The 23,790-nt window shown below is 71.9% G+C and carries 26 protein-coding genes; 22 read left to right on the forward strand and 4 right to left on the reverse strand.

Translation table 11 applies throughout. From position 1 onward, the window contains the following. Together DFH01_RS05385 and DFH01_RS05390 are read left to right on the forward strand one after the other, a co-directional pair. The gene (locus DFH01_RS05385) at positions 1–240 is read left to right on the forward strand and encodes a type II toxin-antitoxin system Phd/YefM family antitoxin (protein ID WP_109869317.1); all 240 of its coding nucleotides are present in this window, start codon (positions 1–3) and stop codon (positions 238–240) included. Beyond that, positions 237–647 (forward strand): type II toxin-antitoxin system VapC family toxin, encoded by a 411-nt coding sequence (locus DFH01_RS05390; protein ID WP_109869318.1) that lies wholly within the window; start codon positions 237–239, stop codon positions 645–647. Before DFH01_RS05385 ends, DFH01_RS05390 begins: the two co-directional genes overlap by 4 nt. A gap of 22 nt (positions 648–669) precedes the next feature. On the opposite strand, the gene DFH01_RS05395 is transcribed toward DFH01_RS05390, so the two are convergent. After that, entirely contained in the window at positions 670–1,680 is a 1,011-nt protein-coding gene (locus DFH01_RS05395; RefSeq protein ID WP_109869319.1) for an aspartate-semialdehyde dehydrogenase, read from the reverse strand. A 170-nt stretch (positions 1,681–1,850) separates the two neighbouring features. Here DFH01_RS05395 and DFH01_RS05400 point away from each other — a divergent pair, with 170 nt between their 5' ends. Together DFH01_RS05400 and DFH01_RS05405 are read left to right on the forward strand one after the other, a co-directional pair. Then, positions 1,851–3,464 carry a lysine--tRNA ligase gene (locus tag DFH01_RS05400; RefSeq protein WP_109869320.1) on the forward strand — a complete coding sequence of 538 codons (1,614 nt, stop codon included), beginning with the start codon at positions 1,851–1,853 and terminating at the stop codon, positions 3,462–3,464. Then, on the forward strand, positions 3,461–5,482 hold the full coding sequence (locus tag DFH01_RS05405; RefSeq protein WP_233255970.1) for a phosphatidylglycerol lysyltransferase domain-containing protein: 2,022 nt from the start codon (positions 3,461–3,463) through the stop codon (positions 5,480–5,482). The genes DFH01_RS05400 and DFH01_RS05405 overlap by 4 nt, the downstream gene beginning before the upstream one ends. Before the next feature lie 197 nt (positions 5,483–5,679). Here DFH01_RS05405 and DFH01_RS05410 read toward each other — a convergent pair whose 3' ends face one another. Beyond that, a complete protein-coding gene (locus tag DFH01_RS05410; protein ID WP_109869946.1) occupies positions 5,680–6,324 on the reverse strand; it encodes a S24 family peptidase in 645 nt (214 codons plus the stop codon). Between the two features lie 171 nt (positions 6,325–6,495). On the opposite strand from DFH01_RS05410, the gene DFH01_RS05415 reads away from it, so the two are divergent. From DFH01_RS05415 to terL, 12 genes are all read left to right on the forward strand, one after another. Then, positions 6,496–6,930 carry a hypothetical protein gene (locus DFH01_RS05415; protein WP_109869321.1) on the forward strand — a complete coding sequence of 145 codons (435 nt, stop codon included), beginning with the start codon at positions 6,496–6,498 and terminating at the stop codon, positions 6,928–6,930. Next, a complete protein-coding gene (locus tag DFH01_RS05420) occupies positions 6,927–7,367 on the forward strand; it encodes a hypothetical protein (protein ID WP_109869322.1) in 441 nt (146 codons plus the stop codon). The genes DFH01_RS05415 and DFH01_RS05420 overlap by 4 nt, the downstream gene beginning before the upstream one ends. A 165-nt stretch (positions 7,368–7,532) precedes the next feature. Then, on the forward strand, positions 7,533–7,781 hold the full coding sequence (locus DFH01_RS05425; protein WP_109869323.1) for a hypothetical protein: 249 nt from the start codon (positions 7,533–7,535) through the stop codon (positions 7,779–7,781). A gap of 5 nt (positions 7,782–7,786) precedes the next feature. Continuing rightward, positions 7,787–9,211, forward strand: coding sequence for a portal protein (locus DFH01_RS05430; protein ID WP_109869324.1), 1,425 nt, complete (start codon positions 7,787–7,789; stop codon positions 9,209–9,211). 7 nt (positions 9,212–9,218) lie between these two features. Next, a complete protein-coding gene (locus DFH01_RS05435) occupies positions 9,219–9,953 on the forward strand; it encodes a capsid assembly protein (RefSeq protein WP_109869325.1) in 735 nt (244 codons plus the stop codon). A 337-nt stretch (positions 9,954–10,290) separates the two neighbouring features. Next, entirely contained in the window at positions 10,291–11,124 is an 834-nt protein-coding gene (locus tag DFH01_RS05440) for a phage capsid protein (RefSeq protein WP_109869326.1), read from the forward strand. A gap of 107 nt (positions 11,125–11,231) precedes the next feature. After that, entirely contained in the window at positions 11,232–11,801 is a 570-nt protein-coding gene (locus DFH01_RS05445) for a phage connector family protein (RefSeq protein WP_109869327.1), read from the forward strand. A 5-nt stretch (positions 11,802–11,806) separates the two neighbouring features. Continuing rightward, positions 11,807–13,687 carry a phage tail protein gene (locus DFH01_RS05450; protein WP_109869328.1) on the forward strand — a complete coding sequence of 627 codons (1,881 nt, stop codon included), beginning with the start codon at positions 11,807–11,809 and terminating at the stop codon, positions 13,685–13,687. Next, positions 13,687–14,127, forward strand: coding sequence for a hypothetical protein (locus DFH01_RS05455; RefSeq protein WP_109869329.1), 441 nt, complete (start codon positions 13,687–13,689; stop codon positions 14,125–14,127). The genes DFH01_RS05450 and DFH01_RS05455 overlap by 1 nt, the downstream gene beginning before the upstream one ends. An 89-nt stretch (positions 14,128–14,216) precedes the next feature. Continuing rightward, positions 14,217–16,496 carry a phage tail fiber domain-containing protein gene (locus DFH01_RS05460; RefSeq protein ID WP_109869330.1) on the forward strand — a complete coding sequence of 760 codons (2,280 nt, stop codon included), beginning with the start codon at positions 14,217–14,219 and terminating at the stop codon, positions 16,494–16,496. Beyond that, the gene (locus tag DFH01_RS05465; protein WP_109869331.1) at positions 16,493–16,786 is read left to right on the forward strand and encodes a hypothetical protein; all 294 of its coding nucleotides are present in this window, start codon (positions 16,493–16,495) and stop codon (positions 16,784–16,786) included. Before DFH01_RS05460 ends, DFH01_RS05465 begins: the two co-directional genes overlap by 4 nt. Further along, positions 16,783–18,231, forward strand: coding sequence for a phage terminase large subunit (terL, locus tag DFH01_RS05470; RefSeq protein WP_233255971.1), 1,449 nt, complete (start codon positions 16,783–16,785; stop codon positions 18,229–18,231). The genes DFH01_RS05465 and terL overlap by 4 nt, the downstream gene beginning before the upstream one ends. On the opposite strand, the gene DFH01_RS05475 is transcribed toward terL, so the two are convergent. Continuing rightward, positions 18,232–18,456 (reverse strand): hypothetical protein, encoded by a 225-nt coding sequence (locus tag DFH01_RS05475; RefSeq protein ID WP_109869332.1) that lies wholly within the window; start codon positions 18,454–18,456, stop codon positions 18,232–18,234. A 100-nt stretch (positions 18,457–18,556) separates the two neighbouring features. Between DFH01_RS05475 and DFH01_RS05480 the strand changes: the two genes are divergently transcribed. From DFH01_RS05480 to DFH01_RS05490, 3 genes are read left to right on the forward strand one after another with little or no spacing between them, the layout of a single operon-like run. Continuing rightward, positions 18,557–18,931 (forward strand): hypothetical protein, encoded by a 375-nt coding sequence (locus tag DFH01_RS05480; RefSeq protein ID WP_109869333.1) that lies wholly within the window; start codon positions 18,557–18,559, stop codon positions 18,929–18,931. Continuing rightward, the gene (locus tag DFH01_RS05485) at positions 18,928–19,371 is read left to right on the forward strand and encodes a cell wall hydrolase (RefSeq protein WP_109869334.1); all 444 of its coding nucleotides are present in this window, start codon (positions 18,928–18,930) and stop codon (positions 19,369–19,371) included. Before DFH01_RS05480 ends, DFH01_RS05485 begins: the two co-directional genes overlap by 4 nt. A gap of 11 nt (positions 19,372–19,382) precedes the next feature. Further along, complete coding sequence (locus DFH01_RS05490; protein WP_109869335.1) at positions 19,383–19,736, forward strand: DUF952 domain-containing protein; 354 nt, start codon at positions 19,383–19,385, stop codon at positions 19,734–19,736. 1 nt (position 19,737) lies between these two features. Here the strand turns inward: DFH01_RS05490 and DFH01_RS05495 are convergent, their stop codons facing one another. After that, positions 19,738–20,595 carry a DMT family transporter gene (locus DFH01_RS05495; RefSeq protein ID WP_233255972.1) on the reverse strand — a complete coding sequence of 286 codons (858 nt, stop codon included), beginning with the start codon at positions 20,593–20,595 and terminating at the stop codon, positions 19,738–19,740. A 97-nt stretch (positions 20,596–20,692) separates the two neighbouring features. On the opposite strand from DFH01_RS05495, the gene DFH01_RS05500 reads away from it, so the two are divergent. From DFH01_RS05500 to DFH01_RS28640, 3 genes are all read left to right on the forward strand, one after another. Beyond that, positions 20,693–21,757, forward strand: a complete 1,065-nt coding sequence (locus DFH01_RS05500; RefSeq protein WP_109869337.1) for a quinone-dependent dihydroorotate dehydrogenase — start codon at positions 20,693–20,695, stop codon at positions 21,755–21,757. Next, positions 21,754–22,608 (forward strand): TIGR01459 family HAD-type hydrolase, encoded by an 855-nt coding sequence (locus DFH01_RS05505; RefSeq protein ID WP_109869338.1) that lies wholly within the window; start codon positions 21,754–21,756, stop codon positions 22,606–22,608. The genes DFH01_RS05500 and DFH01_RS05505 overlap by 4 nt, the downstream gene beginning before the upstream one ends. Before the next feature lie 474 nt (positions 22,609–23,082). Continuing rightward, on the forward strand, positions 23,083–23,691 hold the full coding sequence (locus tag DFH01_RS28640; RefSeq protein ID WP_233255973.1) for a PEP-CTERM sorting domain-containing protein: 609 nt from the start codon (positions 23,083–23,085) through the stop codon (positions 23,689–23,691). Positions 23,692–23,790 lie beyond the last annotated feature (99 nt).

Below are 23,790 nucleotides of genomic sequence, written 5' to 3' on the forward strand. Positions count from 1 at the left end.
ATGCAGGTCTCGATCTTCGATGCGAAGAACCAGCTCAGCGCTCTGGTCGCCGAGGCCGAACGGGGGCGCGAGGTGACGATCACGCGCCGCGGGGTCGCGGTGGCGAAGCTCGTGCCGGTCTCGCCGGGGTTCGACCGGGAGAAGGCCCGCCGCACGGCGGAGGGTCTGCGCCGTGCCAGCCGCGGGCTCACGCTCGGCGGCATCGGGATCAAGACGCTGGTGGACGAAGGCCGCGATTGAGCTTCGTTCTCGACAACTCGGTCGCGCTGGCCTGGTGCTTCGAGGACGAGCAGACGCCCGAGCTTCTGGCGCTGCTGGACCGGGTCACGGAAGCGGGCGCCGTCGCGCCGATGCTGTGGCCGCTGGAGGCGCAGAACGGGCTGCTGATGGCCGAGCGCCGCAAGCGCCTGGATGCGGCGAAGCGGGAGGAATTGTCGCGCCTGCTGCGCGACCTGCCGATCACGCTGGATGAGGACACGGCCCGGCAGGCCTGGACGGACGCAGCAGACCTGGCCACCCGCTTCGGGCTGTCCGTCTACGACGCGAGCTACTTGGAACTGGCCTTGCGGCGCGGCCTGCCGCTGGCGACCACCGACCGCGGCTCGCGGAGCGCGGCCGAGGCCTCCGGGGTGGCGCTGCTGCCCTGAGCAGCGCCACTTCGGGGGCGTACTAAGCCGCCGCCTTCAGCGCCGGCACCAATTCCGCGATCTGCACCGCGTTCAGCGCAGCGCCCTTCAGCAACTGGTCGCCGCAGACGAACAGGTCGAGGCCATGGTCGCCGAAGACCAGGTTCTGGCGGATGCGGCCGACCTCGCAATCGTCCTGGCCCGTCGCCGTCAGCGGCATCGGATACTGCTTGTTGGCGACGTCATCCACCACGCGAACACCCGGAGCGTTGCGCAGAACCTCGCGCGCGGCTTCGGGCGCGATGGGCTTCTCGGTCTCGATGGTGATCGCCTCGGCATGCACGCGCATGGTCGGGATGCGGACCGCGGTGCAGGAGACGGGAAGGTCGGGCAAGCCCATGATCTTCCGGGTTTCCCAGACGACCTTCATCTCCTCCTTCGTGTAGCCGTTGGGCTGGAAGGCATCGATGTGCGGGATGACGTTGAAGGCGATGGGGTGGGCGAAGACCTCGTTCCGGGCCTTTTCGCCCTCCACCAGCACGCGGCGCGTCTCGCGCTCCAGCTCGGCCATGCCTTCGGCGCCGGCGCCGGAGGTGGCCTGGTAGGTCGAGACGATCACGCGCTTGATGCCGAAGGCGCGGTGCAGCGGCGCGAGCGCGACCACGGCGATCGCTGTGGTGCAGTTCGGGTTCGCGATCAGTCGGGCGTTGCCCACCGCGGCCGCGTTCACCTCCGGCACCACCAGCGGGACATTGTCGTCCAGCCGGAAGGCCGAGGAATTGTCCACGACCGTCACGCCGGCCGCGACCAGCGCGGGCGCGTGCTGCTTGGCGAAGTCGCCGGAGACCGCCAGCAGAGCCAGGTCGAGGTCCTTCGCCTTCTCGACCGAAAATTCCTCGATCGTGACCTCGCCGAAGGGCGTTTTCACCCGCGTGCCCGCGCTGCGGCCCGAGGCGAAAAGGCGGAGTTTCGTCACCGGGAAGCGACGCCGCCCCAGGACCTCCACCAGTTCCTTCCCCACCGCTCCGGTGGCGCCGATGACGCCGACACGCATGTCAGGCTGTTCCTTTCCAAGGGACAAGAGCTGCCCGATAGCGCAAAGACGCGCCGCGGCCAAATGCCGGAATCAGGGGCCAGCCTTGCCGGGCCGCTGCGCGGGGTCGCCTCGCCCGGCCGCGCCACCTATAAGGCCGGATCACGACCCGACATTTTACGCCGGACGCCATGTCAGACGCCGACTATACCGCCACCAGGGCCTGGCCCTTCGAGGAGGCCCGCAAGGTCGCCGCCCGGGTGAACGCCTCGGGCAAGGGCTCGGCCCTGTTCGAGACGGGCTACGGCCCCTCCGGCCTGCCGCATATCGGCACCTTCGGGGAGGTCGCGCGCACCACCTGGGTGCGCAACGCCTTCCACCGCCTGACCGGCCTGCCCTCCCGCCTCGTCGCCTTCAGCGACGACATGGACGGGCTGCGCAAGGTGCCGGACAACGTGCCGAACAAGGAGATGCTGGCCGGGCACCTGGGCAAGCCGGTCACGGCCATTCCCGACCCCTTCGGCACGCACGAAAGCTTCGGGCATCACAACAATGCCCGGCTGCGCGCCTTCCTCGACCAGTTCGGCTTCGAATACGAATTCGCCTCGTCCTCCGACTACTACAAGTCCGGCCGCTTCGACGCGGCGCTGCTCCGCATGGCGGAGCGGCACGAGCAGGTGCGGCAGGTCATCCTGCCGACGCTGGGGCCGGACCGCCGCGCCACCTACTCGCCCTTCCTGCCGATCCACCCGAAGACCGGGGTGGTGATGCAGGTGCCGATGGAGGAGGTGCGGCCGGCGGAGGACCTGCTGGTCTGGACCGACCCTGACACGAACGAAAGATTCGGCACGCGGATCACCGGCGGCCATTGCAAGGCGCAGTGGAAGGCGGATTGGGCGCTGCGCTGGTTCGCGCTCGGGGTGGACTACGAGATGTCGGGCAAGGACCTGATCGATTCCGTGAAGCTCTCGGGCGCGATCTGCCGCGTGCTGGGCGGCGAGCCGCCGATCGGCTTCACCTATGAGCTGTTCCTGGACGAGGAAGGCACGAAGATCAGCAAGTCCAAGGGCAACGGCCTGTCCATCGAGGAATGGCTGCACTACGCGCCGCCCGAAAGCCTGGCGCAGTTCATGTACAACCAGCCGCAGCGCGCGAAGCGGCTGTTCTTCGACGTGATCCCGCGCGCCACCGACGAATACGTCCAGAACCTCGACCGGCTGCGCGCGGCGCCGACGCCGGACAACCCGGCCTGGCACATCCATGGGGGCGGCACGAACGATCCCGGCTCGCCGGTGTCCTTCACCATGCTGCTGAACCTGGCCAGCGTGATCAACGCCGACAATGCGGAGATGCTCTGGGGCTTCCTGCAGCGCTACGCGCCGGAGGTGACGCCGGAAAGCCACCCGATGGTCGCGCGGCTGATCGAGCGCGCCGTCGCCTACTACCGCGACCGCGTCGTGCCGGAGAAGAAGCACCGCGCCGCGACGCCGGAGGAAGCCGCGGCGATGCGTGCGCTCGCCGCCGCGCTGCGCGAGCGCGCCGTGGATCTGGAACAGCTGCCGCCGGATGAGCGCGCGAAGGCGATCCAGGACATCGTCTATGATGCCGGACGCCGCGAGCCCTTCCTGGAGCCCGCGAAGGACGGCCGCATGGGCGTCTCCCGCGCCTGGTTCAACGCGCTCTACCAAGTGCTGCTCGGCCAGCCGGAAGGGCCGCGCTTCGGCGGCTTCGTGGCGCTCTACGGCATCGCCGGCACGATCGGCTTGATCGAGACGGCGCTGGCGCGGGATCCCGCCGCCGCATGACGGAGGAGCCCGGCGCCGGGGCGGCAGCGCCCGACGCTCCGGCCCGGCGCCGGCGGCTGGCCGGTCTGCTGCCGATTCTCCGGCGGCACGGCATGACGGTGTTCGGCCTGATTCTGTTGGCCGCAGCCGTCTGGGTGGTGCAGCACGAGTTCCGCAACCTCTCCGTCGCAGATGTCCGCGCCGCGCTGGCCGCGATCCCGAACGCCGTGCTGTGGCAGGCGGCGGGCTGGACGCTGCTCGCCTATGCCGTGCTGACGATCTACGACCGGCTGGGCAGCGTCTATGCGGGCCATCCGGTGAGCTATGCGCGCACCTCGCTCGCCTCCTTCTGCGCGTACACGCTGGCGCACAATCTGGGCTTCGCCGCGGTGTCAGGGGCGGCGGTGCGCTACCGCTTCTATGCGGCGTGGGGGCTGCCGCCGCTGGCCATCGCGAAGGTGGTCGCCTTCACCAGCCTGACCTTCGGGCTGGGCGGCTTTGCGCTGGGCGGCCTGGTGCTGGTGGTGGAGCCGGAAGTGGTGCCCGGCCTCGGCGAGCATGTGCCGCACTGGATCATGCGCGCGCTGGGCTTCGTGTGCTGGGGCATCGTGATCGCCTACATCACCATGTCGCGGGTGCGCAGCCATGTCGTGCTGTTCGGGCATCGCGTGGACCTGCCGGGCTTCCGCATGGCGGTGGCGCAGACGGCGCTGGCCAGCGTGGATGTCGCGGTGACGGCGATGATCTTCTACGCGCTGCTGCCGGCGACCGACGGCCTGACCTTCCTGCATTTCCTGGGCATCTACATCGCCGCCTACCTGGCCGGCATCGCGGCCAGCCTGCCGGGCGGCATCGGCGTGTTCGACACGGCGATCGTGCTGGGGCTGCAGCCCTGGCTGAGCGCGCCGGAGGTGATCGGCGCGCTGCTGGTGTTCCGACTCTACTACTACATCGTGCCGCTGTTCCTGGCGGGGATGCTCTTCGCCGGCTTCGAGGTGCTGCAGCGCCGCCAGTCGCTGGCGAAGCTCGCCGCCGAACAGCGCGTGGCCGATGCGCTGGAGGTGCCCGCGATCGCGAGCCTGGTCGGGCTGGCGGGCACGGTGCTGATCTTCCTCGGCGCCTTGCCGACGAAGGGCAGCCCGGTGGCGGCCTGGGCGGGCTACGAGGCGGCGATCGCCTCCCACTTCGCCGCATCGGTGGTCGGCTCGCTGCTGCTGGCGACGGGGTATGGGCTGATCCGGCGGCTGACCATCGCCTGGGGCCTCGGCATCCTGCTGCTGCTGAACGGCGTGCTGATCTGCCTGTTGCGGCAGGAACCCTGGTGGCTCTCGGGCGCGCTCGTGCTGGTGGCGGTGATCCTGACCGCGATGCGCAGCGCCTTCTATCGCGATGCGCGACTATTCCGGGAGCCGCTGGCGGGAAAGACTCTGCTGGCGCTGGCGACCGTCGCCTTCAGCGCGATCCTGCTCGCCGCGATTTCCTATGGCGGGCGTGTCGGCGACGAGAGCTGGGTGGAGGTGGTGGCCTCGCCGCTGGCGCCGGACAGCCTGCGCTTCACGGTGGGCGTGGCCGCCGTGCTGCTGCTGGTGGCGACGGTGCGCCTGCTTCGTCCGGTGAAGCATCGCGCCGCCGACTGGACGGAGGAGACGCGGGCGCGATTGCGCACACTCGGCGGCAAGGTGCCGGAGCATGCCGACGGCGCCGTGTTCGGCGAGGCGGGGCGCGCCGGCTTCGCCTTCATGAAGCGCGACGGCGTGTGGCTGGCGCTCGGCGATCCGGCGGGAGAGGAGGGCGACCGCATCTCCGCGATTTGGCGCTTCCGCGACATCTGCGAGCGCGCGGGCGTGGACGCCGCCTTCTGGCGCGTCACGCCGGCGCTGCTGCGCGTCTATGGCGACATCGGCCTCACCGCCTTCCCGCTGGCGCCGCCGCCGCCTGGCGAGCCGCAGCGCTACCTGGCCTGCCGCGCGGAGAAGGATTTGGAGCAGCTGATGGCGCTGCTGCCGCAGCAGGAAGCGAGCGGCGCCGCGCGGCGGTAACGCCCGCCGCCCACCCCGCGCAGGACCAAGGGCCGCGAACGCGGCCCGCGCGGCTCGGGCGAGTGACGCTGGCGCACCCTGTCTGAGGCGCGCCAGCCAAGGCCGCGGAGCGGCTGCCCGGCGCCTGAGGGCACCAAACAATCAAGGCGCGCAAGCCAAGGCCGCGGAGCGGTCGCCCGGCGTCTGAGGGCACCCAATCACTGACTCGCCCAGACGATCCGGTGCATGAACTGCAGCTCGTCCAGGCCGAAGGTGAAGCCGGGATGGGCGGGGTTCAGGCTGGCGAGCTCGACGCGCCGCGCGCTCTGCCGCAGCAGCTCCTTCGCCATCACCTCGCCGCGCTTCGTGCGCACCACCACGCGGTCGCCGCGACGGACCGGCGCGGCGGGCGAGACGATCACGACATCGCCGTCGCGGAACACCGGCTCCATCGAATCGCCGCTGATCTCCAGCGCATAGGCGTTGGGATCGGGGACGTCCGGCACCGAGATCTCGTCCCAGCCCGCACCCACCGGATAGCCGCCATCGTCGAAGAAACCCTCCGCGCCCGCCTGCGCAAGGCCGATCAGCGGGATGCGGCGGCCGGGCACGGCACGGCCGCGCGGCAAGGCGGGCGCGCCGGTGACGAGCGAGGCGAAGGCCTCGATCCCCGTGCCGGTGGCCGACAGCACCTTCGCCACGCTTTCCGTGGAGGGCCAGCGCGAGCGCCCGTCCGGGCCGGTGCGTTTGGAGGGGTTGAAGGCCGTGGGGTCGAGCCCCGCCTTGCGCGCCAGGCCCGAGGCCGAGAGGCCATGCTCGGCCGCCAGCGCGTCGATCGCCCGCCAGACATCCTCGTGCCGCATCATCGAAGCCGGACCCCTTCGCGAATCGGCGGCCGTGCCGCGATTCCTGTGGGCCTCACATCCTAGGTTTCGAGTCACTATGCAATAGGAACTTCTACCTTGCAACCGAAGGTGGAGTCGATTAACTTCCCTTTGTTCCTGTTTTGTTCGGAACTGAAGGAAGGACTGCCCATGCCCCTCGCCCCCGGCCGCGCCCCCGTCCTCGCCTCGCTCGCCAAGTCCGAGCCCTTCGGCAGCGTGGAGGAAGCCTGGTTCTGGACCATGGCCGCGTTGATCGCCCGCCGCGACGGCGCCCGCCTCTCCGCCGGCCGCGGCACCGTGGTGCGCCCCTGCGAGCCCGACGACGTGGTGAAGTGCCTCGACCGGCTCTACCGCCAGCGCCGGATCGAACTGCACCACGCCCGCGTCATGCGCATCTGGGGCGAGCGCGGCACGGCGCCGAACCCGCGCTTCGCCAGCGAACGCGGCGACCTGCGCCTGTGGCGGGAAGCGATGGAGCGGCTGGATTTCCCGCTGCGCCAGAAGGGTATCGTGGCGGGGCCCGCGCGCGGCATGGCGCTGGTCGAGGGCGCCGAGGTCATCCCCTTCCCGGCGGGGCGCGCATGACGCGGCTGGCGCATCGCCGGCTGTCGCAGCACGGGCCGGGGCAGGCGGTGTGGATCGCCTTTGGCGGCGAGGCCGACCAGCCCTGGCTGCGGCTGCTGCGGCGCGGCTTCCGGCACTGCTTCGCCGCGATCGCCGACGAGGCCGGCTGGACGGTGCTGGAGCCGCTCTCCGGCCGGCTGCTGGTGGCGCGGCTGCCCGTGCCGGCGGAATTCGACCTGCCCGGCTTCTATCGGCGCGCCGGGCTGGCGGTGGTCGGACCCTTCGCGCCGGGCGAAGCGCGCGGCGGCTGGCTGCCGGCGCTGGCGCCGCTGACCTGCGTGGCGCTGTGCCGCGCGGTGCTGGGCGCGCACGCGCCGCGTGCAGTCACCCCCTATGGGCTGTTCCGGGCGCTGGGCGGCAGCCGGAAGAATCTCGCGAATATAGGAAAAAAGTCTTGACCGGCCGCGTGGCCTGAGCTATCCAGGCCTGGCCACGGGGCGAATTGCGTCCCGGGCGACTTCCTCCCGCCTCCCGACTGGGCCCGTCCGGCATCGCCGGGCGGGCCTTTTTCTCGTGGGCGGGCAGGACCGCGTTCCCGTTTCTCCAGACCGAAGGATCCGCGCATGGGTGGGGTGTTCCGCGCGCCAAGGCCGGTGGTGATCGAGGCCCCGCCGCCCGAGGCGCAGGCCGAGAGCGTCGCGCAATCCAACGCGCAGAGCGCCGCCGCCGCCGAGGACGCCGCGCGCGAGTCGCGCCAGCGCGCGGCGGAGCGCGCGCGCCGCGGCATCGCCGGCACCATCGCCACCAGCCCGCGCGGCGTGCTGGCGCCGCTGCCTGCCTTCGCGCAGCGCAAGACGTTGCTCGGGGAGTGAGGGCGATGGGACCGGAGGAGATCCTGGCGCGCCACGCGCGCGCCGCCGCGCGTCGCCGCCCGCTGGAGGCGACCTGGCAGGATTGCTACGACCACGCGCTGCCCGCGCCCGGCGCCGCGCCGCTGTTCGACGCGACCGCTGCCGATGCGGCCGAGCAGCTCGCGGCCTCGCTGCTGGCGGAGCTCGCGCCGCCCTGGTCGCGCTGGTTCGACCTGGCGCCGGTGCGCGACAACGAGGACCCCGCGATCGCGCGCAGCCTCTCCGCGGTGGCTGAGACGCTGCAGGCGCATCTCGACCGCTCGAACTTCGCGCTCGAGCTGCACCAGGCCTTCCTCGATGTCGTCGTCGCCGGCACGGGGGTGATCAGCATCGAGGAAGCGCCGCCGGGCGAGGGCTCCGCGCTGCGCTTCCGTGCCGTGCCGCTGCAGGAGGCGGTGCTGGAGGAAGGCGCGGGCGGGCGGCTCGACACCGTGTTCCGCAGCCTGCGCCTGGCCGAGGACGAGATCCGCGCACGCTGGCCGCAGGCCGACCTGCCGCGGCGCAAGCGCGACGCGGCGGAGGAGCCGCCGAAGCTGCGCGTGGTGGAGGCCGCCTGGCCCGATCCGAAGGTCGGGCACCGGCTGGCCGTGGTGCTCGACCGCGATGACGGTGCGCCGATGCTGCTGGCGGAAGGGCGCTTCGCGGAAAATCCCTTCGTCGCCTTTCGCTGGCTGAAGCTGCCGGGCGAGACCTATGGCCGCGGGCCGGTGGCGAAGGCGCTGCCGGACATCCGAACCGCCAACAAGGTGGTGGAGCTGATCCTGAAGAACGCCTCCATCGCCGCGACCGGCATCTGGCAGGCCGAGGATGACGGCGTGCTCAACCCGGCGACGATCCGCCTGGTGCCCGGCGCGATCATCCCGAAGGCCGCGGGCTCCGCCGGCATCACGCCGCTGGCCGCGCCGGGGAATTTCGACGTCTCGCAGATCGTGCTGCAGGATCTGCGCGCGCGCATCCGCGGCGCGCTGCTGGCCGACCGCATCACCGCCGCCGAGAAGGCGCCGATGACCGCGACGGAGGTACTGGAACGCGCCGCCGCGGCCGCGCGGCTGCTGGGTGCCACCTATGGACGGCTGCAGGCGGAGCTGCTGACGCCGCTGGTCGCGCGCTGCCTGGCCGTGCTGCGCCGCCGGGGCGAGGTGCCGCCGGTGCTGCTGGACGGGCGCGAGACGCGGCTCGTCTACGCCTCGCCGCTGGCGCGCGTGCAGGCACGCGCGGATGCCGCCGACACGCTGCTGTTCCTGGAGGCTGCGGCGAAGATCGGCGGCGAGGCCGCGGCGAGCCTGGATGCGGGCGCCGCGGCACGCTGGCTGGCCCGCACGCTGGGCGCGCCACCGGAAATCCTGCGGCCGCAGGGGCGTTCGGCCGAAACAAGCAACCCTCAGGAGTGAGCCCGGCATGACCGAGGATCTTTTGGACGTGAGCGCCATCCAGCAGAACCTGCCTGCGCAGGAGATCGATGTGCCGGAAAAATTCCGGGATCCTGCGACCGGCGCGCTGCGGGTGGAGGCGCTGCTGAAATCCTACCTGGAGCTGGAACGCGCGATGTCCCGCCGCATGGCACCGCCCGCCGAGGATGCGGCCGAGGAGGATCGCCTGCGCTGGCGCCGCGCCATCGGCGTGCCCGAGGCGCCGGAGGGCTACGCGATCGAGCCGAAGCACGAGCTCTGCGGCCCGGACGAGGAGGTGAACCGCCGCCTGCACGAGGCCGGCTTCACCTGCCGCCAGGCGCAGCTGGTCTACGACCTCGCCGCCGAGCGCCTGCTGCCGCTGATCGCCGAGGCCGCCGCCGAGTTCGAGGCCGGCAAGCAGCGCGAGAAGCTCAACGCGGAGTTCGGCGGCGAGGACCGCTATCGCCGCCTGGCGCCGCAGATCGCCGCCTGGGGCCGCGCGAACCTCTCGGAGCCGGTCTTCGCCGCGCTGGCGACCACGGCGGAGGGCGTGCTGGCGATGTATCGCATGATGGGCGCGAAGGAACCGCCGCTGTCGCGCGACGCGACCGCCGAGACCGCGCCGGACGAGGCCGAGCTGCGCAAGATGATGCGCGACCCGCGCTACTGGCGCACGCGCGAGCCGGATTTCGTGCAGCGCGTGACGGAGGGCTTCCGCCGCCTGGTCCGCGACAAGGGCTGACGCCTTCGGCGCCTTCCCTTCGCCTCCCTCCCCCGCTGTGCGGGGGAGGGTCGGGGTGGGGGCGCGCACGTCCTTGGACGTCCCGAGTTTCCCCTCGGCGCCTCCCGCGCTTGCCGCGGTCGAGGCGCCGTTCCCGCCGCGCGCGCTTCCCCTTCGCGCGCGGCGGTCGCGGGGCGGATGACGCCGGCGCTTCCGCGCCGCCATCCGCCCCGCTCGACTTTGCCCGCAGACAAACCCGCCCCCGGGCCTGCGGGCCGCGTGCGGCCCTGCCTGCCCATCCGGTCAACAGGCGAGGCCGCGCATCCCGCAACCCCATCGAGAAGGCAGAACGCGCGCCATGAGCACGCAGATCGACGCCGTCTTCACCAAGCAGTTCCAGGCCGAGGTGCACGAGGCCTATCAGCGCCAGGGCTCCAAGCTGCGCAAGACGGTGCGCAGCAAGACGGGCGTGAACGGCACCTCCACCTTCTTCCCCAAGGTCGGCAAGGGCGTGGCCGCCGCCAAGACGCGCCACGGCGCCGTGCCGGTGATGAACCTGGAGCACGCGCAGGTCGAGTGCATCCTGCAGGACTACTATGCCGGCGACTGGGTGGACCGGCTGGACGAGCTGAAGACCAACCTCGACGAGCGCGAGGTGATCGCCAATGCCGGGGCCTATGCGCTCGGCCGCAAGACGGACGAGCTGGTCATCGCCGCATTCGACACCGGCACGCGCGAGGCGGTCGGCACCGCGCCCGGCACCACGGACACCGACGGCCTGACCAAGGCGAAGGTGCTGATGGCCTTCGAGATGCTCGGCGCGTCCGACGTGCCGGATGACGGCAACCGCTATGCCGTGGTCGGCTGGAAGCAGTGGTCCGAGCTGCTCGAGATCGAGGAGTTCGCCTCCGCCGACTATGTCGGCGCCGAGGAGCTGCCTTGGCGCGGCACGCAGGCGAAGCGCTGGCTCGGCGCGATGTGGATGCCGCATTCCGGCCTGACCAAGGTGGGCGCGCTGCGCTACTGCTACTTCTACCACCGCACCGCGGTGGGCCACGCCGCCGCGGCCGAGGTGCAGACGGACGTCACCTGGCACGGTGACCGTGCGGCGCATTTCATCGCCAACATGATGAGCCAGGGCGCGGTGCTGGTGGACGACACCGGCGTCATCCGGATGCGCGCCTTCGAGTAGTCGCGCGTCATCTCACTCCCCCACTCCATTCTCCCTCCCCCGCGCGCGGGGGAGGGTCGGGGCGGGGGCCATGCGCCGCCTCCTCCAGCCAGCGGAAACGAACGAAGATGTCACTCACCGCCCTCGCGCTCTGCTCGCGCGCGTTGCTGCGCCTGGGCGCGCAGCCGATCGCCTCGCTCACCGAGGGCACCGCGGAAGCGGAGGTCGCGGCCAATCTCTATCCCGGCATCCGCGACGCGCTGGTCTCGGCGCATCCCTGGTCCTTCGCCACCGGGCAGGCCGCGCTGCCGCGCCTGGCCGCCGTGCCGCATGCGGATTTCGCGTACGCCTTCCAGCTGCCCAGCGGCTTCCTGCGCGCGCTCTCCGCGGGGCAGGCCGGGCGTGGACGCGGCATCCCCTACGGGATCAACGAAGGAAAGCTGCACGCGGACGCGGATGCGGTGACGCTCACCTACATCTTCCGCCCGGACGAGAGCGCCTTCCCGCCCTTCTTCGCCGCCGCGCTGGTTGCGCGGCTGGCGGCCGAATTCTGCCTGCCGCTGACCGAGAGCGCCTCGCGCTCCGAGGTGCTGTTCCGCCTGGCGGAGCAGGAGCTGCGGCAGGCACGTCTGGTGGACAGCCAGCAGGACACGCCCCGCGCGATCGAGGGCTTCCCGCTGGTCGATGTGCGGGGCTGAGCGCGATGCCCGCCGCCACCCGCCGCACCAAGGCCAGCTTCACCGCCGGCGAGCTCGCGCCCGAGCTCTATGGCCGCGGCGACCTGCGCGCCTTCGAGAATGGCGCGCGGCGCCTGCGCAACGTGGTGATCCAGCCGACCGGCGGCGTCGCGCGCCGCCCTGGCCTGCGCCACATCGCCACGCTGCCCGGCGCGGCGCGGCTGATCCCCTTCGAGTTCAACACCGAGCAGACCTACCTGGTCGTGCTGACCGCGGGCCGCATGCAGGTGTTCCGCGAGGATGCGGAAGTGGCCTCCCTCGCCGCCCCGTGGACGGCGGCGATGCTGCCGCAGCTCGCCTTCACGCAGAATGCCGACACGCTGCTGCTGTTCCATCCGGAGATGGCGCCGAAGCGCATCACCCGCACCAGCCATGTGGACTGGACGCTGGCCGACTTCGCCTTCACGCGCGAGCCCTTCCATCTGTTCGCACCCGGCGTCGCGATCCAGCCGAGCGGCACGGCCGGCACGATCACGCTGAACAGCACCGGCCCGGTGTTCCGCGTGGAGCATGTCGGTGCGCGCTGGCGCATCGCGGGTGGGCTGGTGCGCATCGTCGCGGTGGCCGGCACGGGGCAGGCGACGGCGGTGGTGGAGCAGCAGCTCGCGGACACCAACCTCACCGAGGACCACACGGAATCGGCCTTCAGCAATGCCCGTGGCTGGCCGGTCTCCGGATGCTTCCACCAGGCGCGGCTCGTGCTCGGCGGCGCGCGCGACCTGCCGAACCGGCTGTGGTTGTCGCGCACCGGCGATCTCGGCGATTTCGATCCGGGGACGGGCCTCGACGACGAGGGCATCGAGTTCGCCCTGCTGTCGGACCAGGTGAACGCCATCCGCGGCGTCTTCTCCGGCCGGCATCTGCAGGTCTTCACCTCCGGCGCGGAATGGATGGTGACGGGCGATCCGCTGACGCCGGCCTCGATCCAGCTGAGCCGGCAGACGCGCATCGGCAGCCCGGTGGACCGCATGGTGCCGCCGGTGGATGTGGACGGCTCCACGGTCTTCGTCGCGCGGTCGGGCCGCGCGGTGCACGAATTCGCCTATACGGATGTGGGCGACGCCTACCAGGCGAACGATTTGGCGCTGGTCGCGCGGCACATCGTGCAGGCGCCCGTCTCCATGGCCTATGACCAGGCGGAGCGGTTGCTGCACCTGGTCATGGCGGATGGTGCGATCGGCACGCTCACGCTCTATCGCGCCGAGCAGGTGATCGCCTGGACGCGGCAGGAGACGCAGGGTGCGTTCCGTGCCGTGGGCGAGATCGACGGGCGCGTCTTCGCGGTGGTTGAGCGCGACGGCACGCATCGGCTGGAGCGCTTCGACGCGACGCTCGGCCTCGATGCCGCGCTGTCCGGCACCGCCGCCGCGCCGCAGGATTCCTGGGCGGGGCTCGATCACCTCGAGGGGCGCGAGGTCGCCGTGCTGGCCGATGGCGCGCCGCGCGGCAGCGCCGTCGTCGCCGAGGGGCGCGTGCTGCTCGATCCGCCGGCGACGAGCGTCGGCGCGGGCCTGGTCTACGCGCATGTGATCGAGCCGCTGCCACCGCAGCTTTCGATCGGCGCAGGCGCGGGGGCCGCGCCGCTGCGGCTGGTCTCCGCCACATTTCGCCTGCTGGCGACGCCGGCGCTGTCCGTGGATCTCGGCCGCGGGCTGCAGCCGGTGCCCTTCCGTCGCCTGGACACCGCGGTGCTGGACGCGCCGCCCGTGCCCTTCACCGGCGACGTGACGCTGCGCGCCCTGGGCTGGCGGCGCGACGCGCTGGCGCCGCTCTGGCGCGTGGAGGGCGACACGCCGCTGCCGCTCACGCTGCTGTCCGTCACCACCGACACGAGGATGAATGATTGATGGCGCAGATCGCCCCCATCGCGACGCTGCTGGGTGCCGGCGCGTCGCTCTATGCGACGACGCGGCAGGCGCAGGTGCAATCCGCGCAGTCGCGCGAGCAGGCCGATGCGGCCCGTGCGCAGAACGAGGCACGCAACCAGCAGGTGGCGGCGCAGCAGGCCGCGGAACAGCGCGCCCGCGACGCGCGGCTGGCCGGCACCGTGGCTGCGACGCGCGCGCGGCTGGCCGCCGGTGGCGTGCAGCCGGATGACGGCTCGGCCGCTGCGCTCACCGCCGGCTTCCAGCGCGATGCCGCGGCGGCGCAGGCGGATTCGGACGCGGTCTTTGCCGCGCGCCTCTCCGCCGGGCGGCGCAGCCTGCTGAACGACGACGGCTCGCTGACGCCCTGGCTGCGCGCGGGTGCCACTTTCGGCAACACGCTGCGGAGCTTGTTGGATTAGCGCCGCGCAGGCAGCCGCCACACCAGCCCTGCCTGCCCGGCGCTAGCGCGGCGCCCCCCTTCACCCCCTGATTCAGGAGTTCATGCTCCATGGCCGAGCACATCCGCATCGGCGACGTCGCGCCGCGCGTGCAGTATGTCGGCGACGGCGCCCGCACCGATTTCGACTTCCCCTTCCCGATCTTCGCCACGGACGACCTGGAGATCCGCGTGGGCGCCGTGGTGCTCAACGGCGGCTACAGCGTCACGGGCGCCGGGCAGAGCGAGGGCGGCACCGCCACGCTCGTCGCGCCGCCGGGCGTCGGCGAGACCGTCACGCTGCGCCGGCGCGTGCGCGTGGAGCGCAACACGGATTTCCAGGACAACGGCCTGCTGCGCGCCCGCACGTTGAATGACGAGCTGGACCGGCTGATTGCCGTGCTGCAGGAGCAGCGCGACGAGATCGGCTCCGCCCTGCGGCAGGACCCGTCGGAGATCGGCGGGCAACTGACGCTGCCGCTGCGCCCCGCCCGTGCGAACAGGCTGCTGGGCTTCGATTCCAATGGCGACGCGGCGATCTTCCCGCGCGATTCCGGCCTGCTGACGGCGCCCTATCCCGGCGCCATCCCGCGCACCGCCGAGGACAAGCTGGGCGAGCGGCTGTCCGCGCGCGACTTCGGCGCCACCGGCAACGGCGTGACGGATGACGGCCCCGCGCTGCAGGCCGCGATGAACGCTGCCGCGGCAGCGGGCAAGACGCTGCTGATCGGCGAGGGCAGCCACCGCACGACGCAGCCGCTGGTGCTGCCGGGCGCGGCCGCCGGCCTGATCATGCGCGGCGCCATCGTCTATGCCGGCCCGTCCGACCAGGCCGCGCTGACCATCGGCGATGGTGGCACGGCGCGCAACGCGAACAAGATCCTCACGGGCCTGACCGTGCTGCGCGCCAGCGTCGGCCCCTGGGCGGACGAGAACGAGATCGGCCTGGTGCTGCGCAACCTGGATGCCAGCGTGGTGGAGATCCGCGAGGTCAACGGCTTCACCATCGGCATCCGCACCGTCGGTGACGGCCGCGGCTTCGAGGACACGACGCTGTATCTGGGCCGCATCGTCAACAACGGCATCGGGCTCGACATCCACACGCTGACGGCGAGCGCCTGGAACACCTCCGTGCGCTACTATGGCGGGCACTTCGCCATCGGCAGCAGCGTGAACACCACCAAGGACCGCTTCGGGATCCGGCTTTCCGCCGCGCCCGGCGCCTATGTCGCGCACAACCGCCATGTCTTCGACGGGCCGAATTTCGAGTTGCAGGCGGAAGGCCGGCCGATCGCGGGCATTCCCTTCCTCTGCCAGGTGAACAGTCGCGCCATCGTGGCGCGTGCGATGCGGATGGAAGGCTGTTCGCACTTCGTCGCGCGGCACACGGCCGGGGCGCAGGATCACCTGTATGAGGTCGCCTGGGCCAGCCAGGGCTACCAGGTGGAGATCGAGCATGCCGCGGGCGCCACGCGCCTCGGCGGCGCGGTGCGCACGCTGCATCAGGCCGCGCCGCATGTGGAGGCGCGGCGCGAGCTCGCCTCGGTTCCCGCCATGCGCGCCGCGGCGATCCGCTGGAACGCGAGCGAAACCGGCTTCGAGAAGCTGGCCGTGCTGTCCTCCAACGTGGCGGGCAGCCCTGCGGCGCTGGCGGATTTCGTCTTCCCCGGCCTCGACAACATCGCGCTGACCAATCGCGGCGCGGTGCTCGGCGGCGGGCGTGCGCTGGGCTTCGTGGTGGATGCGAGGCAGTGCAAGGATTTCGCGCTCGCGCTGGATGCCGACACGCCACGGCTGATGGTGATGACCTTCGACGCGAACATGAACCTGCTCACCGATGCTGCGGGGCAGGCGGTGCTCGCCTCCGGCCAGTCCGTGGTGTGGAACCCGACGGCGCGCTGGTGGCAGGGCGCGGCGGACATGGAGGACGCGACGCTGACGCGCCTGCAGGCGGTGAAGCTCTCGGCCGCCGTGGGCTATGCGGTGATCGGCGTGGCGCGCATCGGCACCGACTACGAGGTGCGCGCGATGCGCCTTGCCTGCGATCCGCGCCATGCGCCGGCCCTGCTCTATGGCCTGCCGGACCTGAAGCACGGCGTGCGGGAACTGGTGGCGGAAGCCGCGTGGGACCCGCCCTCTGTCGCGGCGGGCGGCACGGCGCAGGTCAACGTGACCGTGCCGGGCGCGCGGGCCGGCGACTTCGCGCAGGCGTCGTACAGCGTCTCCACCATCCTGCCCTTCATCGCGCAGGTCAGCGCGCAGGACACGGTGACGGTCGCCGTGTGGAACCGGACGGGCGGCGCGGTGGACCTGAATCCCGGCACGGTGCGCGTGCGCGTGGTGAAGGCATGAAGCGCCCCCGCAAGACCGCCACGCCCACCGCCGCCATCGCGAAGGACCTGTTCGACGCCGCGCGCGGCAAGCTGGAGGCCGACTATGTCGGCTTCGTCTCCGACACCGCGACGGAGGACCCGAAGCGCTTCATCGCGCGCAACGCCGCCGCGCGCGACGCCCTGGAGCACCTGGTGCAGCTCGCCACCCATGCTGGCGCGCTGGATGCGCCGGAGGGCCCTGGCGACCACACGATCCAGCAGCTCATCGAGGCGGCACGGCGCGGCGTCGCTGATGAGAACAAATCGTGATCACGGCAAGCGATGCCGATGCGCCCGCCGACCTGCTCGAATTCGCCTGGATCTGGAACCAGCGCGCGCGGCTGCGCACGCCGACGCTGCATCGCCGCGTGCTGCGCTGGCTCGAGGATGCGCTGAAGGCGGGCGACCGCCGGCTGCTGCTGATGGCCTTCCGCGGCGCGGGCAAGTCCACGCTGGTCGGGCTGTTCTGCGCCTGGCAGCTCTACCGCAACCCCGACCTGCGCATCCTGGTGCTGGCCGCCGACCACGCCCTGGCGACGCGCATGGTCTCCACCGTGCGGCGCATCCTGGCGCGTCATCCGCTCTGCGGGGCGCTGCTGCCGGAGGCGGGCGAGGGCGGCTGGGCGGCGGATCGCTTCACCGTGGCGCGCGATGCGGTGCTGCGCGATGCCTCCATGATGGCGGCGGGCATCGGCGGCAACATCACCGGCGCGCGCGCCGAGCTGATCGTCTGCGACGATGTCGAGGTCGCCGGCAATTGTGACACGCCGGCCAAGCGCGAGGAACTGCGCGAGCGCCTCACCGAGACGGAATTCGTGCTGGTGCCCGGCGGCACGCTGCTCTTCGTCGGCACGCCGCATTGCGCCGAAAGCCTCTATGCCGAAGGGGCGGAGGGCTTCCTCGCCGGCTATCGCCGCCTGGTGCTGCCGCTGCTCGATGCCGAGGGCCGCAGCGCCTGGCCCGAACGCTTCCCGGAAGAGGCGGTGGCGAAGCTGCGCGACCGCGTCGGGCCGCTGGCCTTCCGCCGCCAGATGCTGCTGCAGCCGGTGGCGGAGGAGGCGGCGCGGCTCGATCCCGCACTGATCGCGCGCTACGCGGCGGAGCCGGAATACCGCGAGGCCAATGGCCGCGGCGTGCTGACGCTGATGGGCACGCGGCTGGTCTCGGGCGGCGGCTGGTGGGATCCGGCCTTCGGTCGCCCCGGCCGCGGCGATTCCAGCGTGGTCGCCGCGACCTATGCCGATGCGCAGGGGCGCAGCTACCTGCATCGCATCGCCTATGTCACGCATGACCCGGGCGCGACGGAGGATCCGGCGACGCAGCAATGCCGCGCCGTCGCCGCCATCGCGCGGGAGCTGCTGCTGCCGGTGATGCGCGTGGAGACGAACGGCATCGGTGGCTTCCTGCCGGGCCTGCTGCGCCAGGAGTTTTCCCGCGCGGGAATCACCTGCGCGGTGGTGGAGATGACGAGCCGCGTGCCGAAGGTGCAGCGCATCCTGGGCGCGCTGGACCCCGTTCTCGCCGCGCGCCGCCTCTCCGCGCATGAGAGCGTGTTCCGCACGCGCTTCCCGCAGGAGATGGCGGCCTGGCGGCCGGAAGCGACGAATGCGCGCGACGATGCGCTGGATGCGCTGGCCGGCTGCCTGCTGGCCGAGCCGGTGCGCCTGCCGCTGCTGCCGCCGCGCGGCAGCGGGCCGAGCTGGCGCGGCCTCTGATTACGCCGCGCTGCGCCGCTTCAGGATTTCCGCGCCGTGCCGCGCCGTGCCGGCCTCGGTGATCTCGAAGCGGCCGTCGCTGCGTAGCCGCGCCAGGCCGAGGCCCTGCAGCCGTTCCAGGCAGGGCCCGTCCTTCAGCCCGTCGGGCCGGCCGATCGCCCCCACCAGCGTCAGCCGGTGCAGCGCCGATCGGCAGCAGGTCTCGAGATAGGGCTCGTTCCACATGGTCCCGGTGTCGCCTGGCGGTCCCACGAGGGTGGGGCCGCGGTGGTGCCGCTTCAAGTCGCGCAACGTCCACCGCCCGAAGCGCAAGGAGTGACAAGAGATGCTTCCAGACCTGCCGCCGCCCCTGGTGGCGGCGCTGGCGGACACGCCGCTGGTGCTCGCCCTGATGTGGATCGTCCTGCTGCTGCGCCGCGACCTGGCGTCGCGCAACGAGCTGCCGCCGGTGGTGCAGGCTCCGCCGCCGCGCTCGGACCGCGACGACCTCGCCGCCTTCAAGCTGGAGGTCGCGCGCACCTATGTGCCGCTGACGCTGATCCGCGACCTGGATCATCGCCTGACGCAGCAGCTCGGCCGGCTGGAGGCGAAGCTGGACGAGGTGAGCCGCGCCGCGACCGCCGCTGCCGCGGTGTCCGGCCAGTCGCTGCCGCCACGCAGCATCGGCTTCGGCCTGCGCGCGAAGGAGCATGAGGCATGAGCGCCGTTCTCGCCCAGGCGCCGCGCGTCGCCGGCCCGGCGGAGGTGCTGGCCCTGACCCTCTGGGGCGAGGCCGCCGCCCGCCCGGTGCGCGCCATAGAGGCGGTGGCGAGCGTGGTGATGACGCGGGTGCGCCTGGCCGCCACGCCGGGTGGGCCGGCGCATCTCGGGCAGGGCGTGGTCGGCGTGTGCCGCGCGCCCTTCCAGTTCGCCTGCTGGCATCCCGGCCATCCGCGCCACCAGGCGATCGCCGAGCTGCCGCAGGGGGCGGAGCTCGGCGCCTGCAGCCGCATCGCGGCGCGTGCGCTGGCGGGCGCGCTGCCGGACCCCACCGCGGGCGCCACGCACTACCACGAGGACAGCGTGCTGCCGCGCTGGGCGCTGGGCGTCACGCCGACGGCGACGCTGGGCGGGCTTGTGTTCTACCGCCTGATCGGGTGATTTCGCGCCGCATGGAACAGGTCATCTACACCCTGGTGCGCGGCGTGGACTGGCGCGCGGCGGAACGCGCGGGCGCCTATGCCGGCAGCGCCGACGATGCGCGCGACGGCTTTCTCCACTTCTCCACCGCCGCGCAGGTGCAGGAGAGCGCCCGGAAACATCGGCGCGGTGAGCCTGATCTCTGGCTGATCGAGGCCGACGTGGCGCGGCTCGGCGCGGCGCTGAAATGGGAAGCGGCGAGTGGCGGCAAGCGGCCAGGCCTGTTCCCGCATCTCTACGGGACGCTGCCGCTGACGGCCGTGCTCAGCGCCACGCGCCTGCAGCTGCGCGAGGACGGCACGCACGACTTCCCGGCGGGGTTCTGACTCAGCCGCGCGACCCCGTCACGCGCTCGCTCATCACACAGGCCAGCACCACGATCACCGCGCCGACCAGCATGGGCCAGCCGGGCAGGTGCCCCCACAGCGCCAGGTCGAAGGCCACGCTCCACACCAGCCCCGAATAGCCATAGGGCGCGAGGCGCGAGGCCGAGGCGTGCCGGAAGGCCTCGGCCAGCGCCGCCGTCGCGGCGCCGACGATCAGCCCGTTGGCGATCATCAGGGCCAGCGCCAGCGCATCCGGCGTGCGCCATGTGGCGATGCCGGGGCCGAGCATCACCACGAAGCCGAGCAGCGCCGGCCACAGCACCACCCGCGCCAGCCCGGCTTCGTGGCGCAGCGAGCGGTTCAACACGAAGACCAGCGAGTAGCAGAGCGTGCCGCAGATCGCCCAGACGAAGCCCATGCCCGAGCCGCCGGTCGCGCCGGCAAGCCCGGGTGCGAGCCCGATCGCGACACCCGCGAAGCCCAGCACCACCCAGCCCCAGGCGGCCGGCCGCGGACGCTCGCCCAGCAGCATCGCCGCAAGCCCGAGCACGAAGAAGGGCGAGGTGAAGAACACGAGGTAGCCTTCCACCAGCGGCAGCAGGCTGAAGGTCAGGAAGAAGAAGGTCGCGCTTCCCAGCATGGCGCAGGCGCGCAGCAGGTGGGTTCCCGGCATGCGCGTCGAAAGCGGCCCGCCCCAGCCCGGCCAGATCGCGCGGACCGCCAGGATCCCCACGAGCATGGTCGCGAAGCGCACCAGCAGGACCTGCCACACGGCGTGATCGGCCGAGAGCAGCTTGCTGATCGCGTCCAGCAGGCCGAACAGGCCGATTCCCAGCAACATGTACGCCGGCCCGCGCAACCTACCCTCCCGCGATGCCGGCTGAGTGGGGCCGGGGCGGCCGGCGGTCAATGCGGCTTCCCTTCGCGGCCCGCGCAGGGCACAAGCGCGCCCGGCCATGACCCCGAAACTCGCCTCCGTCCTCATGCCGCTGATGCGCGGCATGGACCCCGAACGCGCCCATGACATCGCGCTGCGTGCGCTGCGCTTCGGGCTCGCCGGGCGCGACACCTCGCCGGACGACCCGATCCTGGCGACGCACGCGCTCGGCCTCGATTTCCGCAACCCGATCGGGCTGGCGGCCGGCTTCGACAAGTCGGCGGTGGCCGTCGCGCCGCTGATGCGCCTCGGCTTCGGCTTCGTGGAGGCGGGCTCGGTCACGCCGAAGCCGCAGATCGGCAACCCGAAGCCGCGGCTGTTCCGCCTGGTGGAGGACCGGGCGGTGATCAACCGCATGGGCATGAACAATGCCGGCCTCGCCGCCTTCCGCGCGCGGATCGCGGCCCTGCCCCGGCCCGCGCCAGCCGTGCTCGGCGTGAACATCGCCATCAACAAGGAAGGCGCGGCGCCGCTGCGCGACTATCCCGCGTTGTACGAGGCGGTGGCGCCGCTGGCCGGCTATGTCGCGGTGAACGTTTCCTCGCCCAACACACCGGGCCTCCGCGACCTGCAGGGCGAGCAGCAGCTTTCCGAAATTCTCGCCGCGCTGGCCGAGACGCGCGCCCGGCTGAAGGGCGAAACGCCGCCGATCCTGGTGAAGATCGCGCCCGACCTCGCACCCGGCGCCGTGGAGCCGATCGTCGCCGCCGTCGTTCAGCACGGCATGCAGGGCCTGATTGTCTCCAACACCACCATCACGCGGCCCGGGCTGCGCAGCGCGCATCGCGGGCAGGCGGGCGGGCTTTCCGGCCCGCCGCTGCGCGCCGCCTCCACCGAGCTGCTGCGGCGCGTGGCGCAGCTGGCGAAGGGGCGGGGGCTGACGCTGATCGGCTGCGGCGGCGTCGGCTCGGGCGCCGATGCGCTGCAGAAGCTGCGCGCCGGCGCCTCGCTCGTGCAGCTCTATGCCGCCTTCGCCTATGAGGGCCCGGCGCTGATCCCGCGCATCAAGCGGGAGCTGGCCGCGCTGCTGCGACGCGACGGCGTGCGCAACGTCGGCGACATCGTGGGGGCCGACATCGCATGAGGATCCTCGACGGCATCGCGCCGCTGGCGGAGCGCTATGACGGATTCGTCCTCGACATCTGGGGCGTGGTGCATGACGGGCGCCGGCCCTATCCCGGCGTGGCTGAGGCTTTTGGCGCGCTGAAGGCGCGCGGCAAACGCGTCGCGCTGCTGTCCAACGCGCCGCGCCGGTCGCATGTCGTGGATGCGCTGCTGACCGGCATGGGGCTGGACCGGGGCCTGTGGGATGCCACGGTCACCAGCGGCGAGCTCGCCTGGCGCGCGCTGAACGACCGCGCCGCGCTCGGCTATGGCGGGCGCGCGCTGCATATCGGGCCGGAGCGCGACCTCTCCACCGTCGAGGGGCTCGACATCGCGCTGGTCTCGGATGCGGCGGAGGCGGAGTGGGTGCTGAACACCGGCCCGGACCCGGAGCGCGGCAATGGCGCGGTTGAGCCCTATCGCCCGATGCTGGAAGCCTGCGCGGCGCGGCGGCTGCCGATGCTCTGCGTGAACCCGGACCGCTTCGTGATGGTGGGAGAGCAGCGCGTGATCTGCGCCGGCGCGCTGGCCGACCTGTACGTGACGCTGGGCGGCCCGGCGGCGCGGGAGATCGGCAAGCCCGACTCTGCCGTCTATGCGCCCGTGCTGGAGGCGCTGGGCATCGCCGACCGCGCGCGCGTGGTGGCCATCGGCGACAGCCCGCACACCGACCTGGCGGGGGCGCAGGCGGCGGGGCTCGATGCGGTGTGGGCACTCACCGGGCTGGCCGCGCATGCGCATGGCGAGGCGCCGGACCCCGCGCATCTCGCCGCGGTCGCGGCGCGAGAGGGCGTTGCGCCGGTGGCGGCACTCACCGGACTGCGCTGGTAGACCTGCGGCCTGCGGCCTGCGGCCCTGCGGCGCTGTAAGAATTTCCGACAGGTCACGCCCGGCGGGGCGGGATCGCATGCGCCGCGCCGCATGCAGGCAGGCATGGTCCGACGCTGATTTCGCCTTTCGCGGGCAGAAACCTGTGCTCAGACATACCTTCGGATGCATGCCGGATAAGGCATAATCGTTACGACGCCGGTGAAGATTGCAGCCTGGGTAATCTCATTTCATAACCAAGCTGGTGTCTCTTATTTTTGGAATCAGCAGAGAGAATCGCATATATGATGTCTCTAAAACCGATCTGAGTCAGAATTCTTTACAGGTTATCGGCAGATTACGAGACGTTCGCTCACAAAGCCGCAGAAAACAAGACGATGCGACTGTGGTACGAACATTGCTGCCGCGCCTTCCTGCCAGAGGGCCGCTGCCGAACGTCCGGCACACGGCCCGTCAGTTGCGGAGGGACATGAACCTATGCTGAACCGCTTACGTGACGCCGCCTGCGGGCTCGCCGCGCTCGCGCTTGCCGCGGGCATCGCCCCGTCGGCCCAGGCCGCGCCGACCTTCTCGACCGCCGGCGTGCTCTCCAATTCCGGCGATCTCGAGTTCTTCATCACCGATGCGACCTGCAAGCTCGACTGCAACGTCGAGATCGAGGTCGTGCCGTTCCAGCAGAACGCCTTCCTGATCCGCAACGCCGCGACCGGCGAGGCGCTCGTTCCGGCCGGCGACGACCTGGCGATCTTCTTCGAGGTCTATGGCCGCAATGGCGCTACCCTCGACAAGTGGATGGCGCAGCTGATCGATGCGCCGAACGGCAGCCTCGGCGAGAACCTCGCCGACTTCGACGTGAACCCCGGCAACGGCCTCGGCTCCATCGAGACGATGGGCGGCGAGGTCGGCACGGTGATGTTCGCCTACGCCACCGGCGCGATCTTCGGCGACAAGGACCTGAACGCCATCAACGGCGCGATCGGCGGCGTCATGCAGGGCCTGATCGCGCCCGTGCCGGCGCCGGCCAGCCTCGGCCTGCTGTTCGTCGGGCTCGCCGGCCTGGCGGCCGCGCGGCGCCGCCGCAGCTGACGGTCCGGGCCGCGCCGGCCATCCGGCCGGCGCGGTCCCCTGCGCGCAGGGCGAGCATCGCCCGGCGGCGCGCATCCGTCACGGCGCAGCGTGGCGGCT

Source organism: Falsiroseomonas bella, assembly GCF_003173615.1.
Taxonomy (GTDB): domain Bacteria; phylum Pseudomonadota; class Alphaproteobacteria; order Acetobacterales; family Acetobacteraceae; genus Falsiroseomonas; species Falsiroseomonas bella.

What these genes read in the sequence shown, in the direction of transcription:
- DFH01_RS05385 (WP_109869317.1), top strand. Translation starts at nt 1, where the DNA reads ATGCAGGTCTCGATCTTCGATGCGAAGAACCAGCTCAGCGCTCTGGTC.
- DFH01_RS05395 (WP_109869319.1), bottom strand. Translation starts at nt 1,680, where the DNA reads ATGCGTGTCGGCGTCATCGGCGCCACCGGAGCGGTGGGGAAGGAACTG.
- DFH01_RS05400 (WP_109869320.1), top strand. Translation starts at nt 1,851, where the DNA reads ATGTCAGACGCCGACTATACCGCCACCAGGGCCTGGCCCTTCGAGGAG.
- DFH01_RS05405 (WP_233255970.1), top strand. Translation starts at nt 3,461, where the DNA reads ATGACGGAGGAGCCCGGCGCCGGGGCGGCAGCGCCCGACGCTCCGGCC.
- DFH01_RS05410 (WP_109869946.1), bottom strand. Translation starts at nt 6,324, where the DNA reads ATGCGGCACGAGGATGTCTGGCGGGCGATCGACGCGCTGGCGGCCGAG.
- DFH01_RS05415 (WP_109869321.1), top strand. Translation starts at nt 6,496, where the DNA reads ATGCCCCTCGCCCCCGGCCGCGCCCCCGTCCTCGCCTCGCTCGCCAAG.
- DFH01_RS05420 (WP_109869322.1), top strand. Translation starts at nt 6,927, where the DNA reads ATGACGCGGCTGGCGCATCGCCGGCTGTCGCAGCACGGGCCGGGGCAG.
- DFH01_RS05425 (WP_109869323.1), top strand. Translation starts at nt 7,533, where the DNA reads ATGGGTGGGGTGTTCCGCGCGCCAAGGCCGGTGGTGATCGAGGCCCCG.
- DFH01_RS05430 (WP_109869324.1), top strand. Translation starts at nt 7,787, where the DNA reads ATGGGACCGGAGGAGATCCTGGCGCGCCACGCGCGCGCCGCCGCGCGT.
- DFH01_RS05435 (WP_109869325.1), top strand. Translation starts at nt 9,219, where the DNA reads ATGACCGAGGATCTTTTGGACGTGAGCGCCATCCAGCAGAACCTGCCT.
- DFH01_RS05440 (WP_109869326.1), top strand. Translation starts at nt 10,291, where the DNA reads ATGAGCACGCAGATCGACGCCGTCTTCACCAAGCAGTTCCAGGCCGAG.
- DFH01_RS05445 (WP_109869327.1), top strand. Translation starts at nt 11,232, where the DNA reads ATGTCACTCACCGCCCTCGCGCTCTGCTCGCGCGCGTTGCTGCGCCTG.
- DFH01_RS05450 (WP_109869328.1), top strand. Translation starts at nt 11,807, where the DNA reads ATGCCCGCCGCCACCCGCCGCACCAAGGCCAGCTTCACCGCCGGCGAG.
- DFH01_RS05455 (WP_109869329.1), top strand. Translation starts at nt 13,687, where the DNA reads ATGGCGCAGATCGCCCCCATCGCGACGCTGCTGGGTGCCGGCGCGTCG.
- DFH01_RS05460 (WP_109869330.1), top strand. Translation starts at nt 14,217, where the DNA reads ATGGCCGAGCACATCCGCATCGGCGACGTCGCGCCGCGCGTGCAGTAT.
- DFH01_RS05465 (WP_109869331.1), top strand. Translation starts at nt 16,493, where the DNA reads ATGAAGCGCCCCCGCAAGACCGCCACGCCCACCGCCGCCATCGCGAAG.
- DFH01_RS05475 (WP_109869332.1), bottom strand. Translation starts at nt 18,456, where the DNA reads ATGTGGAACGAGCCCTATCTCGAGACCTGCTGCCGATCGGCGCTGCAC.
- DFH01_RS05480 (WP_109869333.1), top strand. Translation starts at nt 18,557, where the DNA reads ATGCTTCCAGACCTGCCGCCGCCCCTGGTGGCGGCGCTGGCGGACACG.
- DFH01_RS05485 (WP_109869334.1), top strand. Translation starts at nt 18,928, where the DNA reads ATGAGCGCCGTTCTCGCCCAGGCGCCGCGCGTCGCCGGCCCGGCGGAG.
- DFH01_RS05490 (WP_109869335.1), top strand. Translation starts at nt 19,383, where the DNA reads ATGGAACAGGTCATCTACACCCTGGTGCGCGGCGTGGACTGGCGCGCG.
- DFH01_RS05500 (WP_109869337.1), top strand. Translation starts at nt 20,693, where the DNA reads ATGACCCCGAAACTCGCCTCCGTCCTCATGCCGCTGATGCGCGGCATG.
- DFH01_RS05505 (WP_109869338.1), top strand. Translation starts at nt 21,754, where the DNA reads ATGAGGATCCTCGACGGCATCGCGCCGCTGGCGGAGCGCTATGACGGA.
- DFH01_RS28640 (WP_233255973.1), top strand. Translation starts at nt 23,083, where the DNA reads ATGCTGAACCGCTTACGTGACGCCGCCTGCGGGCTCGCCGCGCTCGCG.